The 15214-nt window shown below is 63.9% G+C and carries 13 protein-coding genes; 4 read left to right on the top strand and 9 right to left on the bottom strand.

Features of this window, described 5'->3' with window-relative positions:
* The first annotated feature begins 459 nt into the window (after positions 1-459).
* The 3 genes from CS1GBM3_RS09405 (at position 460) to CS1GBM3_RS09415 (ending at position 3473) form a co-directional block, all read left to right on the top strand.
* Positions 460-1176, top strand: a complete 717-nt coding sequence (locus tag CS1GBM3_RS09405; RefSeq protein WP_244534609.1) for a TorF family putative porin — start codon at positions 460-462, stop codon at positions 1174-1176.
* A 231-nt stretch (positions 1177-1407) separates the two neighbouring features.
* Positions 1408-2217 carry a TorF family putative porin gene (locus tag CS1GBM3_RS09410; protein ID WP_072397378.1) on the top strand — a complete coding sequence of 270 codons (810 nt, stop codon included), beginning with the start codon at positions 1408-1410 and terminating at the stop codon, positions 2215-2217.
* A 497-nt stretch (positions 2218-2714) separates the two neighbouring features.
* Positions 2715-3473, top strand: coding sequence for a hypothetical protein (locus CS1GBM3_RS09415; RefSeq protein WP_072394856.1), 759 nt, complete (start codon positions 2715-2717; stop codon positions 3471-3473).
* A gap of 40 nt (positions 3474-3513) precedes the next feature.
* On the opposite strand, the gene CS1GBM3_RS09420 is transcribed toward CS1GBM3_RS09415, so the two are convergent.
* From CS1GBM3_RS09420 to CS1GBM3_RS09435, 4 genes are all read right to left on the bottom strand, one after another.
* Positions 3514-3900, bottom strand: coding sequence for a hypothetical protein (locus CS1GBM3_RS09420; protein ID WP_072394858.1), 387 nt, complete (start codon positions 3898-3900; stop codon positions 3514-3516).
* Positions 3901-4148: 248 nt separating this feature from the next.
* The gene (locus CS1GBM3_RS09425) at positions 4149-4643 is read right to left on the bottom strand and encodes a hypothetical protein (RefSeq protein ID WP_072394860.1); all 495 of its coding nucleotides are present in this window, start codon (positions 4641-4643) and stop codon (positions 4149-4151) included.
* A 132-nt stretch (positions 4644-4775) separates the two neighbouring features.
* Positions 4776-5513: a ribonuclease T2 family protein gene (locus CS1GBM3_RS09430; protein WP_083567389.1), complete on the bottom strand. Its 738-nt coding sequence runs from the start codon at positions 5511-5513 to the stop codon at positions 4776-4778.
* A 3-nt stretch (positions 5514-5516) separates the two neighbouring features.
* The gene (locus tag CS1GBM3_RS09435) at positions 5517-6920 is read right to left on the bottom strand and encodes a M20/M25/M40 family metallo-hydrolase (protein ID WP_072394862.1); all 1404 of its coding nucleotides are present in this window, start codon (positions 6918-6920) and stop codon (positions 5517-5519) included.
* A gap of 202 nt (positions 6921-7122) precedes the next feature.
* Here CS1GBM3_RS09435 and ppdK point away from each other — a divergent pair, with 202 nt between their 5' ends.
* Entirely contained in the window at positions 7123-9834 is a 2712-nt protein-coding gene (gene ppdK, locus CS1GBM3_RS09440) for a pyruvate, phosphate dikinase (protein WP_072394864.1), read from the top strand.
* 53 nt (positions 9835-9887) lie between these two features.
* Here ppdK and CS1GBM3_RS09445 read toward each other — a convergent pair whose 3' ends face one another.
* The 5 genes from CS1GBM3_RS09445 to CS1GBM3_RS09465 all read right to left on the bottom strand — a co-directional run bounded on the left by CS1GBM3_RS09445 (position 9888) and on the right by CS1GBM3_RS09465 (position 15210).
* Positions 9888-10124: a hypothetical protein gene (locus CS1GBM3_RS09445; protein WP_072394866.1), complete on the bottom strand. Its 237-nt coding sequence runs from the start codon at positions 10122-10124 to the stop codon at positions 9888-9890.
* A gap of 89 nt (positions 10125-10213) precedes the next feature.
* Positions 10214-11098, bottom strand: a complete 885-nt coding sequence (gene nadC / locus CS1GBM3_RS09450; RefSeq protein ID WP_139247867.1) for a carboxylating nicotinate-nucleotide diphosphorylase — start codon at positions 11096-11098, stop codon at positions 10214-10216.
* Entirely contained in the window at positions 11095-12768 is a 1674-nt protein-coding gene (locus tag CS1GBM3_RS09455) for an L-aspartate oxidase (RefSeq protein WP_083567391.1), read from the bottom strand. Before CS1GBM3_RS09455 ends, nadC begins: the two co-directional genes overlap by 4 nt.
* 90 nt (positions 12769-12858) lie before the next feature.
* The gene (nadA, locus tag CS1GBM3_RS09460) at positions 12859-13944 is read right to left on the bottom strand and encodes a quinolinate synthase NadA (protein ID WP_072394868.1); all 1086 of its coding nucleotides are present in this window, start codon (positions 13942-13944) and stop codon (positions 12859-12861) included.
* A gap of 249 nt (positions 13945-14193) precedes the next feature.
* Complete coding sequence (locus CS1GBM3_RS09465; protein WP_072397382.1) at positions 14194-15210, bottom strand: NUDIX hydrolase; 1017 nt, start codon at positions 15208-15210, stop codon at positions 14194-14196.
* Between the last annotated feature and the right edge of the window lie 4 nt (positions 15211-15214).

The following is a 15214-nucleotide window of genomic DNA, read 5'->3' on the forward strand; positions in this document are numbered from 1 at the left end:
GTGATTGCGGGGCCCGCTTCGATTGGGCCCCGCTTTTTTGCGCCAGAATTGATTCCACTTCAGCACCGGTGCACTCATAGCGGACTGCATTTGAGGAGCGCCGGAGACGATCGACCGATGATTCGCGTGCTTGGCGCGCAAATCAGCCTGCTCGGCGCGCAAGATCTGTCTGCTGACATCCACAATCTGCGCCATTTTTGAGCACGAGACGCCCATATCGCAACCAGAGTGGCCCGGATGAGACAGTCAGCCAGGGGAGTGGTGGACTTTTGCGTCATTGCGCTTGTGCTGCGGGCTCTGTTTCGGTTCTTCTACCTTCAAGACGCGCCGTCATAATCGGGCCGTTGGTTGAAGGTCGTACCCAAAAGGGCACCTGGAAACCGAAGGACTGGGGCGCACGAAATTCAAGGTGTGGGACTTTTGGGGGTCAAAGGTACGATGTCGATGACGAAATCCTTCATGAAATCGGTCGGAACAGCCGTCGGGGCCGCAGGCCTCGCGGTTGCGGCCATGTCGGGCGCTGCCCTCGCCGAGGAGCGCAAGTTTGAGTGGTCAGTCACGGCCACCGGCACCAGCGACTACATTTTCCGTGGCATTTCCTTGACCGAGGAAGATCCGGCATTCCAGGCATCGATCGACGCCTCTTACGGCATCTTCTATGCCGGCGTCTGGGGCTCGATGATCGACGGCGACGGTTTCGAGCCCGTGGAGCTCGACTGGTACGCTGGTATCAAACCGGTCTGGGGTCCTGTGACCTTCGACTTCGGCGTTGTCTACTACACCTACTTCTGGGGCGACCCCAGCGAGACGAACTACGTCGAGCTGAAGGCCGGTGCCGAGTTCTCGCCGGTCGACAAGCTGACCCTGACGCCGGTCTTCTGGTACACGCCGGATCAGGACAACTACGCCGAGACCTACACGATCGAGGGCACGGCCGCCTATGAGCTGCCGCAGGTCGGCATCTTCACGCCGACGATCAGCGGCCTCATCGGTTACTCCGATGCGAGCGAAGCTGGTTTCTTCTTCGGCGAGGATGACTACACGTACTGGAATGCCGGCCTCTCTCTCGGCGTCGAGAAGTTCACCTTCGATTTCCGCTACTGGGATACGAACATCTCGAACGAGGGCACTGCCGACGAGCGCTTCGTCTTCACGGCCAGCATCACGCTGCCCTAATCCGGCGAGCACGCGAAAGCTAACGGAACGGGACCCTCACGGGTCCCGTTTTCGTTTGTATCTCAGCTACCAAACCCGATAGGCGTGGCGGCGGAGACACAAGCCCGCAGCGTCCTTGAGAGAGCCCTGCGTTTGCTCTTGTTCGGATGCCTGGGCTGCGCTTTTCTATTCTCGAGTTGCCTGCGCCTTTGAGAAGGAGGCCGCGGGCTAAGTGCTGGTGGGGTGTGGTTCATGTCGCGATTGACTGAGACGGTGCGTCTGCTGCTCGTTGGCACCGCGTTAACAGCCCTTTCCAGTGCAGCCCTGGCCGATGGTTATGGCGACAGCGTTAAGGACACGCTGGCCGCAGAAGGCCGCAAGCTCGACCTCTCGATCACGCTCGGTGCCACAAGCGACTACGTTTTCCGCGGCATCTCCCAGACGGACGAGGACCCCGCCGCACAGGGCTCCGTCGACCTCACCTACGGCATCTTCTACGCTGGCATCTGGGCGTCGAACGTTGATTTCAGTGACGGTAGCGGCGCGAACGCGGAGGTCGACTTCTACGCCGGCTTCAAACCCACTTTAGGTCCCGGTCCGTTCTGGGGCCCTATCACGTTCGACCTCGGCGTGATCTACTATGCTTATCCCGGCGCCAGAAGCAGCGCTGACCTCGACTACGTCGAGTTGAAGGCCGGCTACAGCATGGAATCGCCTTGGATCAAGGGCCTGACTACCGGCACAACGCTTTACTGGACGCCCGAGAACACGGGCGATACCGGCGAGGTCTTCACACTGGAGAGCGCCGCCTCTTACGCATTGCCGCAGATCGGCATCTTCAGCCCGTCCGTGAGCGGCGCCTATGGCACCGTCTACGGCGATAGCGACGACGGCTTCAACTTCGGCGGAGACGACGAGTATTCCTACTGGAACGCCGGTCTGGCGCTCGCCGTCGAAAAGTTTACTTTCGACTTCCGCTACTGGGATACGGACATCAGTGGCGGCCTTGGTGGTCTCGCGGACGAGCGCTTCGTCTTCACCGCCAAGGTCACGCTGCCGTAAGCTCGCCTCGTTTCCGTATCATCGCATAAAAGAACCTGGGGGACCGTTGTCCCTCGCGCGAAAATTGCGCGCGCCAGCGCTACGGATAGCTTGATATGCCTCCGTCGCACACTCTTCATTTGCCTGTCATCGTGCCGGTCTAGGGTCTCGCCAGATCACCTCTGGACTGTTCCTCTCGCCCCCTTCCCACATTCTTCGCGGGGCGCGGGTTGCTACGCTCAGGCGACCCACTTGAGAGGGCCAGAAGAGGGACGCGCACGCCCTCAAATCGCGCGTCCGTCTTGCGGCCGCCACGCCCGACCAAGGGTCGACCGCGGCGGATTAAGAGAGGCCAGCTTGCCGAGATCGTCGGCTTCCCCGCTGTCGGTGATAGAAGCAGGCTGGCCTCGCTTGCCTGCAGAAGTTCCGCAGGATTTCCCCGGGATCTTATGCCCCGCCGCTTGATTGGCCCGCCGAGCGCGCACTAGAAACGCGGACAAGCGACAAATGGGCTTGCCGTGATTCTGACGATTGCCATCATGGTCACTCTGACCATCGCAATTGCGGCCTTTGCACTCGCACCGCGCATGGGCGAGGAACGCATCATATTCGAGCAGCATCCTGACCGGCCCTCAGCCTTCGGCTACCGAATGGCGTGGCTCGCCGTGCGCACGCGCGACACCGAGGCCGTGCTCGACGAGCTGGAGCTCCCCACTGCCGAGCCATGCAACTGGCGGTCGGGGATCGGCACCGTCTACGACAACCATCTAGGCGCCGATCACATCTTCGTCTCTCCACCCGTCAATGGCTGGACGTTCGTCGTCGGGCTGGCGCTACCTTATCCCGTGGGCCGCACCTTCACCGACAAGGCCATGCCGCTCATAAATCGCCTCGGTCGCCGCTTCGGAGAGGTTCAGTATTTCTTCGCCTATCCGCCCATCGACGTCTTTGCGTGGGCCCGCCTCATCGAGGGCCGCATCGTGCGCGCGTTTGCCATCACGGATGTGGGCGTGGTCTGGAACAAGGGACGCACGACCAAGGAGGAGCGGGCCCTTGGCCTGAAACTATTCGATTTTCGCGGCGTGCGCGGCCGCAAAGGCGATGCCGGCGGCGAGATGATTCTCTATCCGACCGAAGAACACGTGCTGAAACTGGCCGGACGCTGGAGCCTCGATCCAACCAAGCTCGAACGAGCCGACGTTCCAAGCCCGGGACTTGGCTACATCGCGCTCGCTCCCGCCGCTTGGCGTCCCGAGCGCCTACGCAAAGCCGGCTGACCGCAGGCATCACAAGGCTCTTAGCAACCGAAACCGGCCGTTATGCCGCCGAGAGCCCGGCGCTCGCCGCCATTTGGTGCGTGATCATCTGATCGAGAAACCCCTCGAACGGCACGGTGAACACCGAAAGCCCTCTGGGATCGTTGGACCAATCCTGGAGCTTGCCGACAAAGCCTTCCGGAAGGTCTTCCGCCTCGGCATCGAGCGAGACAACGCTCGCCTCGAACGCGGCCTCCGTCATCGGCAGGAAGGGAATCGTGACCAGCTCGAGATGCCCCTCCGCATGGCGCTTCGGCGCGTGCACAACGGAGCAGCATACGATGTGAGCGCCCGTATCGAAGGTCGCGATCGCACCGATCAGCAGCCTGGAGGACTCGAAACCCTGGGGCGCGCGATAGGTCCAGCTCTGTCCGGCCGCGAACTTCATTCCATAACTCCACTTGAGAACTGCGCCCCGGTATCTTGGGCCAAACGGGGCGCGCTGATAACCCTCGTTGAGGGCAGCTTTCGGGCATTTCGCGTCGCAATCTTCACACGAAGATTTCACACACGACGTCAGTACATTGTTTAAAAAGGCACTTGTAGACATTGCCACATGCTGCCTGAAAAAGGGTACGCACGACCGAAATTGCTTATGGATAAGTCTGTCCGTACGCAGATCTGCCGCCGTCGATTTTAGCGGCGGGCTCCCACACGATCCTCGCGTCCTTGGAAGGCGTCCTGCGCAAGCGCCTGATGCCCCACATCGCATGGCCGCGCCGACGTGCGCCCCGTGAGCCGGTCGAGAGACAGCAGCGTGCACCCATGGGACGCCGTGCTGGTCACCTGCGCCACGGCCGTGTCCTGCGCCGGGGGCCCGGAATGCCACGCGGCCCGCTCCGCTGCCGACGGCGCGCCGCCGGAAAGCACTACGTCCGATACAAAGCCCCAGAAGCCGACGAAGTGCCAGAAAACGGCGCCGCCAACGAACCCAATGACGCTCCAGCCGAGCCCGCTGACACCGTCCAGAAACCTCGTGACCGCGCTAAGCCCGCGCCGCTCACCACGCCGAGTGGGATGCGCCCCAAGGCTTCCCCGGTCAAAACGCGACGACTCACTCCCGCACCCACCCGCCCGAAGCCGGTCGTCGAAAATCGGCGCGAAACCCTGTCCTTTGGCAGATCCCAGCATGCGTCGAGCCCGCAGTGCGAAAACCGAACGCAGCACGACTCGAAGCTTGCGGACACGCACCCGGCGCGGCAAGCCTCAATGTGGCGACCGCAGGACGCCACGGAAGTTTTCCACAGGAGCCGTGGCCCAGTCTCAACGTACCGGCGGCACGTGCATGTTGTTGGCGCGGCAGAGCCTGTTCTGCGTCTCATTGGCTCCGCAGGAAACCGGAACGCCCGTCTTGGAAAAACAGATGCGCACCTCACGCAGCCTGTTGCCGCGACCACGGCACGCGACAGCAATCATGTCTGGCTTGAGCTGCGGATTGGCCGCGACGAACGCGTCGACGACATCGCGCGGACCAACGAACTGCTCCGCGGTCGGGCTACGAAACCGCTGAGGAACCGAGACGCTCTCGAACAGCTTCCGAGAGAGGTCGTAATAGCCTTTTGGAGACAAACCCGAGCAGGTACCGTGCTTCCTGTACTCGTGAATGATCAGGCCCTTGCTCGGCATGATGTCGAGCATGTCGTCGATCACCGGCTGTGGAACGTAACGTGTTCCCGCCGGACAATCCTCAGGATAGCCGCGCGCGTATTGCGGCCACAGCCCATGCAGGATGAACGCGTAGCGCCGACCGCGCGTGCATTGCGGATGGTCGTCCTGGCCTTCGGGCGTTTCGCAATGGGTGGGACTCCACGACAGCACAAGCGAATAGTAGTCGAAATTTCCAGGCGCAGCGTCTGGGGGTGCGGCCACCGTGTCGCTCACCCTCTCGCGCGAAGGCGATGGAGGAGCGGTTTCTTCTTGCCGCTCGAGGTAGAGCAGCACACCGGCGAGGACGATAAGCGCGACCAAGCCTGGCAGCGTCAGTTGCGATGGAGAACGCATTGTTCAAGCCGCCTGCCGCGCCAGCGCATCGAGAATGCGCACCCAGCTCCGCGCACCCTTCTTGAAACTCTTCAGGTTGTATTTCTCATTGGGTGAATGGATGCGATCGTCGTCGACACCGTATCCGATCAGAAGACTGTCCATTCCTAACGCCTGCTTGAACGAGGTCACGATCGGGATCGATGCGCCACATCCCATCAGCACGGGCGGCACGCCCCACTCCGCAGCGAGCGCGTCTGCAGCCGCCTGCACAGCGGGCGCCGACGTGTCGAAGCCAATTCCCTCGCTGCCGTGAACACCTCGGAACTCGGCCTTGCAGTCGGCCGGCAGATTGTCGCTAACGAAGCGCTGCACCGCGCCGAGCACATGCTTGGGATCCTGCCCCGGCACCAGCCGACACGTGATCTTCACCGACGCCTCCGCCGGAATGATCGTTTTCGACCCCGCGCCCTGATAGCCGCCCGTAATGCCATTAAATTCGATCGTCGGCCGCGACCAGAGTTGCTCGACCAGCGACACGGAGGCCTCGCCTGCGGGCACCAAGAGCCCCACTGGGCCGAGCAACTGCTTGGCATCGAGCCCGAGCGCCTGCCATTGCTTGAGCTGAGCTTTGGTCGGCTTTGCCACCCCGTCGTAGAAACCCGGGATGCGGATACGCCCTTTCGCGTCGTGAATCTTGCCGAGCACGCCGACGAGCGCCCGGATCGGATTCATCGCCGGTCCGCCATAGATCCCGGAATGGAGATCGCGCACTGGGCCCTTCACGATAACCTCGAGCCCCGCGAGCCCGCGCAGCATGGTGGTAATCGCCGGCGTATCCTTGTCCCACTGGCCCGTGTCGCACACCAGTACGAGATCGGCCTTGATTTCCTTGCCGCTCTTCTTGAGGAAACCCGGGAGCGACGGCGACCCGCACTCCTCCTCGCCCTCGATCATCGCCGACACGGCAACCGGCAGTTCTCCGGTAACCTCCGTCCACGCGCGCGCCGCCTCGAGGAAGGTCATCAGCTGACCCTTGTTGTCCTCGGCTCCGCGCGCCACGATCACCTTGCCGTTCGTCTTTTCGTTCGCGATACGCGGCTCGAACGGCGGCGCTTTCCAGAGCTCGAGTGGATCCGGTGGCTGCACATCGTAGTGGCCGTAGAACAGAACGTGCGGCGTTCCCTTGGCGACCTTCTCACGGTCATGCCCGACGACGATCGGATGCCCCGACGTCTGACGCACCGAGGCGGGAATGCCGGACTCGCTGAGTTGCTTGGCGCACCAATCGGCCGCTTTGCTGCATTGGGCCTTGTAGGCAGGGTCTGTAGAAATGCTCTCGATTCTGAGCAGAGAGAACAGCCGCTCGAGACCGGCATCGAAATTGCGGTCGAGCCGCTCCAGAACCTTTGCAACCTGATCCGTCATGGCAACCCTGTCTTAATTGGAAGGCGCCGAGAGTGCGGGATCGATCGTTCGCAGTCAAAGGGAGTGTTGGCGCATGAGCGTGCCTGTGCCACAGTCCGGCCTCCCGGCGCTCCGGGTAATCTAGACAAGAGCCTCGGTCTCTGATCCTGCGGAGCCGAGCCCGTAAAGTCCTGCCGCAGGCAGGCAAAACGAAAGAGGCGTAATGGCAGCGGTTGAGCTATCCCGCGACGCAACGCCCAAGTGGGTCTATGTCTTCGCCGCCGGCAAGGCCGAGGGCAACGCCGCGATGATCGATCTGCTCGGCGGTAAGGGCGCCAATCTCGCCGAGATGGCGTGCCTGGGACTTCCCGTTCCGCCCGGCTTCACGATCACCACTGAGGTCTGCGGCCTCTATTACGAGAACGGCAAGAGCCTCCCGGAAGGACTCGGGCCGCAGGTCGATCAGGCGCTCGAGCTCATCGGCAATGAGACAGGCGCCGTCTTCGGCAGCGAGGAGAACCCGCTGCTCGTCGCCGTGCGCTCGGGCGGCCGCGCCTCCATGCCCGGCATGATGGACACGATTCTGAACCTCGGGCTCAACGACCGCACCGTCACCGGCCTTGCGCGCAACTCCGGCGACGACCGCTTCGCCTACGACAGCTACCGACGCTTCATCCAGATGTACGGTGATGTGGTGCTCGGCGTCGATCACACGGTATTCGAGGACATTCTCGACAACTACAAAAACCTCAACGGCTTCTCGTACGACACCGAGCTTGGCGCGAAGGAGTGGCAGAAGATCATCGCGCTCTACAAAAAGGCCATCGAGAACGAGACCGGAAAGCCCTTCCCCCAAGACACGAGCGAGCAGCTCTGGGGCGCCATCGGCGCCGTGTTCGGGTCCTGGCAGAACGCCCGCGCCGTCACCTATCGCCGCCTGCACGCCATTCCGGATTCCTGGGGCACGGCCGTCAACGTGCAGGCGATGGTGTTCGGCAACATGGGCAACACGTCCGCGACAGGCGTCGCCTTCACGCGCAATCCCTCTACCGGCGTCAACGAAATCTACGGCGAATACCTCGTCAACGCCCAGGGCGAGGACGTGGTGGCCGGCATCCGCACGCCGCAGCCCCTGACAGCCAAGGCGCGCCGCGAGGCCGAGGATCCGAACCCCTCGCTCGAGGAGGAGATGCCCGAGGCGTTCGCGCAGCTCGAGAGCATCTTCGCGACGCTCGAGCAACGCTACCGCGACATGCAGGACATCGAATTCACGATCCAGAACGGCAAGGTCTGGATGCTTCAGACGCGCTCCGGCAAACGCACCACCGAGGCCGCCGTTCGCATCGCAGTCGACCTCGCGGAAGAAGGCATCATCACACGCGAGGAAGCCGTTCTGCGCGTCGACCCGGGCGGCTTCACGCAACTCCTGCATCCGACCATCGATTCCGACGCCGACAAGGAGCTGTTGACCACGGGGCTCCCGGCCTCGCCCGGCGCCGCAGCCGGCGGCATCGTGTTCACGTCCGACGAGGCCGAGAAGCAGAAGCAGCAGGGACGCGACGTCATCCTCGTGCGCACCGAGACCAGCCCCGAGGACATCCACGGCATGCACGCGTCCGCGGGCATCCTGACAGCGCGCGGCGGCATGACGAGCCACGCGGCTGTCGTCGCACGCGGCATGGGCGTTCCCTGCGTCTCGGGCGCCGGCGCGCTTCGCATCAACGAGAAGGCCGGCACACTGAGCGTTGGCAAGAATGTGCTGCAGGCCGGCGACGTCATCACCATCGACGGCGCCACGGGTCGCGTCTACGCCGGCGCGGTGCCGATGCGCCAACCTCAGCTCTCGGGCGACTTCGCCCGTCTCATCGCCTGGGCGGACGAGGCGCGCGTTCTCGGCGTTCGCGCCAACGCCGACACGCCGAAGGATGCCAAGCAGGCGCGCGCCTTCGGCGCCCAGGGCATCGGACTTTGTCGCACCGAGCATATGTTCTTCGATGCCGAACGCATTCTCGCCATGCGCGAGATGATCTGCGCCACGACCGAGGACGGCCGCCGCGCGGCGCTCGCCAAGATTCTGCCCGTGCAGCGCGCAGATTTCATCGAGCTGTTCGAGATCATGGACGAGCTACCGGTTACCATCCGCTTGCTCGACCCGCCTCTGCACGAGTTCCTGCCGCGCGAAGAGCGCGAGATCGAAGCCGTCGCAGCGGCGCTCGCCATGCCGACAGAGAAGCTGAAAGCCCGCATCGCCGAACTCGCGGAATTCAACCCCATGCTGGGCATGCGCGGCTCCCGCCTCGCGATCCGCTATCCTGAGATCACGGAGATGCAGGCGCGCGCTATCTTCGAAGCAGCCATCGAAGCGGAGAAGCGCCTTGGCGCTGTCGTAGAGCCCGAGATCATGATCCCGCTCGTCGCCTACCGCCACGAGTTCGACATTCTCGCCGGCGTCATCCGCAGCGTTGCCGAGACTATCGGCCGTGAATCGGGCAAGCCGCTCTCCTACAAGCTCGGCACCATGATCGAGCTGCCGCGAGCCTGCCTCAAGGCCGGCGAGCTGACGGCCGGAGATCACGGTGCCGACTTCCTCTCCTTCGGCACCAACGACCTCACGCAGACGGTCCTGGGCCTGAGCCGCGATGACGCTGCCCCCATCCTCTCCGCCTACTCGGCGCAAGGCGTGTACGAGGAGGACCCGTTCGTCTCGATCGACCAGGAGGGCGTGGGCGAGCTGGTTCGCATCGGCGTCGAACGCGGACGCGAGGCGAAGCCCGCGCTCAAGGTAGGGATCTGCGGCGAGCACGGTGGAGACCCAGCCTCCGTCGCGTTCTTCCACGCCGCAGGATTCGACTACGTCTCGTGTTCGCCGTTCCGCGTGCCAGTCGCACGTCTCGCCGCGGCCCAGGCCGCCATCCGTGCCAAACTCAAGAGCTGAACCCGCCCGCTATCCAAGCCGGCAAGCCGCCGCTCGCACGGAATGGATCAGGTTCAATGCGGATGATCGCGATTTTCGAGGCGGTCGAGCTCATCGAGGCTCGGTTGCCGTGGCCGCGGCCCTTTTCGTTTCGGCATCACGAGCAACCACAGCAGCAGCGGCGGCACCATGAAACACCAAGCCATCCAAAACGAGTAGTCGCGGTTTTTCCAACCGGCAACGAATCCGGCAAGCGCAGCAGCCGTCATCGCCGCCAAACCCCAGATCACAATCACCGTCACCGTTGACATCGGGATCTTCACCTTCTCGGTTATTCCCACGCCTCGCTCCGCCGCGAGACATGTCGGGCAACTGAGGCGAAATCAAGCACGACTTGCGGTTAACACGCGATGTCGGCGGGTTGAGGCAGAAAATCGAGCCCGAGATCAAGGATCGGTGCCGAATGCGTCAGTGCTCCTACCGAAATAAGGTCGACGCCCGCTTCCGCGATGCCGCGCACGGTATCGAGCGTTACGCCGCCCGAAGCCTCCGTCAGCGAGCGTCCCGCCACCATCGCCACCGCCTTGCGCAGAGAGGCAATATCCATGTTGTCGAGCAGCACCGCATCGATCGGCTGCTGAAGTGCCGTCGCAAGCGTCTCGAGATCGTCGACCTCAACCTCGATCTTGACCATATGACCGACGTGCGCGCGCGCGGCTGAGATTGCAGCCGTCACGCCCCCCGCCGCGACGATGTGATTGTCCTTGATCAGGATGGCGTCGAAGAGGCCCGAGCGGTGATTGACGCCCCCACCGCATCTGACAGCATATTTCTCGAACGCGCGCAGGCCCGGAGTCGTCTTGCGCGTATCCGCGATACGCGCCCGTGTCCCCGCTACCGCATCGACATAGCGGCGCGTCAGCGTCGCGATGCCGCTCATGTGACAGAGGAAGTTGAGCGCCACGCGTTCGCCCGTCAGCAGCGCCCGCGCCGGTCCCGCGACCCGCGCCACGACTGCGCCCGCGCCGACGCGATCGCCGTCATGAACCTCGGCCTTGAACACGACGCGCGGATCGACCGCATGAAACGCCGCTTCCGCGACTGCGAGCCCCGAGATCACACCTTCGCGGCGCGCTCCGAACGTCGCCGCCGCCATGGCGTGCGCCGGCACCATGGAGTCTGTCGTAACATCGCCCCGCGTGCCCAGATCCTCGGCCAGCGCCTGCTCGACCGCGCGCGCGATCAGAAGACGCGGCAACGCGCCATCGAACGAAGAACTGCTCACGATGAAAGCTCCACACAGCACGGCTCAGCCGCCGCACGCTGGCCAGACGCTCCGACGGCGCGTATATCGCGCAATGTCACGGCGCTACGATGCTGAAGCACGGACTCCGCGCGCGGGAAGTCCGAGCGATAGTGACCACCGCGGCTCTCGGTGCGCAGAAGCGCCGAGCCCGCGATGACCTCGGCGGCAAGCGCCATGTTGGCGACCATGCGGTCATCGCCTGCTGCAGCGCCAATCCCGCGCAGAGCGGCGAGCGCTTTTTCGAGCCCTGCGCCGTTCCGCACGACACCGACATACGTGCTCATCGTCTGCCTGAGTTCGGTGACGAGTTGCGCGCGACGCGCGACATCGAGCGGCTTTTCGGAGCCTGTGCGGTACGTGCGCGCGATCGGATGCGCCATCTTCGGCGTCACCAGCCGGGCGATGTCGTCAGCGGCCCGCGCACCGAGCACCACCGCTTCGAGCAGCGAGTTCGACGCCAATCGATTGGCCCCGTGCAGGCCCGTCGAAGCGACCTCGCCGACGGCCCACAGGCCCTCGAGAGAGGTCCGACCGGCCAGGTCGGTCGCTACGCCGCCCATGTGATAGTGCGCGGCAGGCGCCACCGGAATGGCCTCACGGACCGGATCAATGCCGGCTGTACGGCAATGCGCCGCGACCGTCGGAAACTTCTCCGGAAACGCCGCGCCGATCGCCTCACGACAATCGAGAAAGGCGCCATGCCCGGCAGCGATCTCAGCAAACACCGCACGCGCCACGACATCGCGCGGCGCAAGATCCCCGGCAGGGTCGCGCTCTTGCATGAAGCGCACGCCGTCGCGGTTGATCAGAACGGCGCCCTCACCGCGCAGCGCCTCCGAGGCGAGCGGTGCCGGATCGATCCCGGCGTCGATCGCGGTCGGATGGAACTGCACGAACTCCGCGTCCGCGATGACGGCCCCGGCGCGTGCCGCGAACGCAATCGCTTCACCTCGGGCGTAGACGGGGTTCGTCGTCACCGAGTAAAGCGCGCCAGCGCCACCCGTTGCGAGCACCACCGCGCTCGCCGGCATGAAATCGAACGTGCCGATGCCCTTCGCCTCCGTGCGCACCAGCCGCACGCCGGCGACGCGCTCGCTCGCGCCTGAGCCGGCATCGAGAATGAGATCGAGCGCTTCGTAGCCCTCGAGCACGCGGATCGACGGCGTTGCCTGCACGGCGGCAATGAGCGACTGCATGATAGCAGCACCGGCGCGGTCACCCGAGACGCGCACCACGCGCGCTTCCGAATGCGCCGCCTCGCGCGAGAGCAAAAAATGTCCCGCGAGATCGCGATCGAACGGCACGCCATATCGCAGGAGATCCGCGATGCGCGCCGGCGCTTCGGCCGCAACGACATGTGCCACGCGGGGATCGACGATGCCGCCCCCGGCTGCGATGGTGTCGATGGCATGCTGCTCGGGTGTATCGCCTTCGCCAACAGCGGCCGCGATCCCGCCTTGCGCCCAAACACTCGAAGCGCCCTGTCCGAGCGGCGCAGCCGCGACGACCGTAACCGGCAGCGGCGCAAGCCGGAGCGCTGTGAAGAGCCCGGCCAGACCGGCACCGATGATCACGATGTCGCCCTTGCCGAGCGCAGTCGCCGGATCGGCGAAGCCCCGGCTCAGACGGCGGATACGATCGAAGTCCATGAGCGGACCTCCCCTCAGGCTTCCGTCACGCGAACATTCGACGGAAGCGATAGCGAACGCGTGGGCGCACATGCGCCCGCGCGGGCTTCGTCAGGTCGACGCCTCGACCATCCGCTCCACGGCACGACGCGCCTTGGCCGCAACCGTCGGATCGACCGTGACCTCGTAATGGTTGTAGAGCAGCGCCTCGTAAATGTTCTCGAGACTGATGCGCTTCATGTGCGGACAGAGGTTGCACGGCCGGATGAACTCGACATCCGGAGTTTCGGCGGCGACGTTGGACGCCATCGAGCACTCGGTGACAAGCATCACCTTCGTCGGACGCTTGGTCTTGACCCAATCGATCATGGCGGCCGTCGAACCGGTGAAGTCGGACGCCGCGATGACATCCGGCGGGCACTCGGGATGCGCGATGATCTTGAGGCCGGGCTCCGCCGCGCGCATCGTCTCCATCTCCTCGCCAGTGAAGCGCTCGTGCACCTCGCACGCTCCCTTCCAGGCGATGATCTCGACCTTGGTCTTGGTCTGCACGTACTTGGCGAGATACTGATCCGGGATCAGCAGCACGCGCGGCACACCCAGGCTCTCGACGATTTTCACCGCGTTCGACGAAGTGCAGCAGATATCGCACTCGGCCTTCACAGCCGCGCTCGTGTTGACGTAGGTGACGATCGGCACGCCGGGATAGGCGGCGCGCAGAGCGCGCACGTCCTCGGGCGTGATTGACGACGCAAGCGAACAGCCCGCCAGCGGATCGGGGATGAGCACCGTCTTGTCGGGGCTGAGCAGCTTCGATGTCTCGGCCATGAAATGCACACCGGCCTGTACGATCACGTCGGCATCGACCCGCGCCGCCTCCTTGGCGAGCTGCAGGCTGTCGCCACGGAAGTCTCCCACGCAGTGGAAGATCTCCGGCGTCATATAGTTGTGCGCCAGGATCACGGCGTTGCGCTCGGCTTTGAGCTCGTTGATCGCCTTGATGATAGGCGCGTAGTGCACCCACTCCATCGGCGTCACGACGTGCTTCACGCGCTCGTAGAGAGGCTCCAGCTCCCGCTTCAGCGCTGGCGTGAACGCCAACGGAGAGCTAACCACGTCCTGATCCAGCACACGGGGCGGACAAGCCTCCGCCGAGCCAGAACGAGAGAGAACCGAATGGGCTGAACCGAGCACCATTTTTTCACCTCCTCACCAGATATACTCCACTTGAGTATATTTGGGCCCTGAAAAATACCGGCCGCCTTAGGCCAGTCACTCCTACGCTCTTGGAACGCCAGTAGTTCCCTTCGTTATGCTCGACGAGAGCATAGAACGTCTGAAACGAATCTAATTGAGATGCTGTCGATTTTCCAGGCCGACGCTGAAAATAATTGCAGCCGGGCAGCTAAGCCGCCGCGGCTGCAATTCCAACCGTTATCAGACGGTTCAAACACGGACAGCTTTCACGCGCACGCCCGGCGCCGGACGCTCGAGCACGACTTCGCGCCGGAAACGGAACAGCTTTGCCGGACGCCCACCAGTTTGTGTCTTGACGTCGCCCGTCGGCTCCACGAGCCCAGCACTTTCGACGAGCCGACGGAAATTCTGCTTGTGCAAATGCGGCCCAAGGATCGCTTCGACCGTCTTCTGAAGCTCGAACAGCGTGAACACATCAGGCATCAACTCGAAGATCACCGGACGATACTTGATCTTCGCACGCACGCGCCCAATCGCCGTCGCAAGGATGCGGCGGTGATCGAACTTCATCGGCGTGCCGAGGCGCGGCAGGGTCCCCCAGACTGCAGCTGCCTCCCGCCCGTCGCGGCGCGCCTCTTCGACGAGGCCCGCTTCGTACAGCAGCTCGAAACGGTCGAGTACCTTCTCCTCGTCCCACGCGCCGCCATCAAGACCGAAGCAGATACGGGCCCGATCCTCGCGCGGCACGGGCCTCACCGGCGTCGAGCGCGAAGTGGGCGCTTGCGCCCACTGCCTCAGACGCGGCTCGATCTCGGTCGCCAGAATGTCGGGCTTGCCTTTGCGCCAGTCCTCCCACGGGAAGTACTGGTACCAGCTCCGCCAGGAGCCGTGCGCGAGATCGCGCGCATGCCCCGTCTCGGTGAGCGCGAGATAACCGATGGACACCACGTGAGGCGCTGCATCGCCAGGCTCGGCATGCCGCCCGCGATCGCCGAACGTGTAGAGCTGCTCGACATATCCGAGACCGAGGCCGGTCTGCTCCTCGACCCACGTACGCAACCCGCTTTCAAGCGTGCGATGCACCACCGGCGAAAACGGTCCAAACGGCAAACCGTCGGAACCGCCATTTTCCGTTTCGTTGCGAATGACGAGCGCAACTGGCTCGTCATCGATGACAGCAACGATTGCAGCATTCAGCCCTATCTCGACACGTGCTGGCTCGCTACGCGAAGCCACGTGGCGAGCGGGCTCAGCGTCGCCATCCATTTCC

It is taken from the genome of Hyphomicrobium sp. CS1GBMeth3 (assembly GCF_900117455.1).
Taxonomy (GTDB): domain Bacteria; phylum Pseudomonadota; class Alphaproteobacteria; order Rhizobiales; family Hyphomicrobiaceae; genus Hyphomicrobium_C.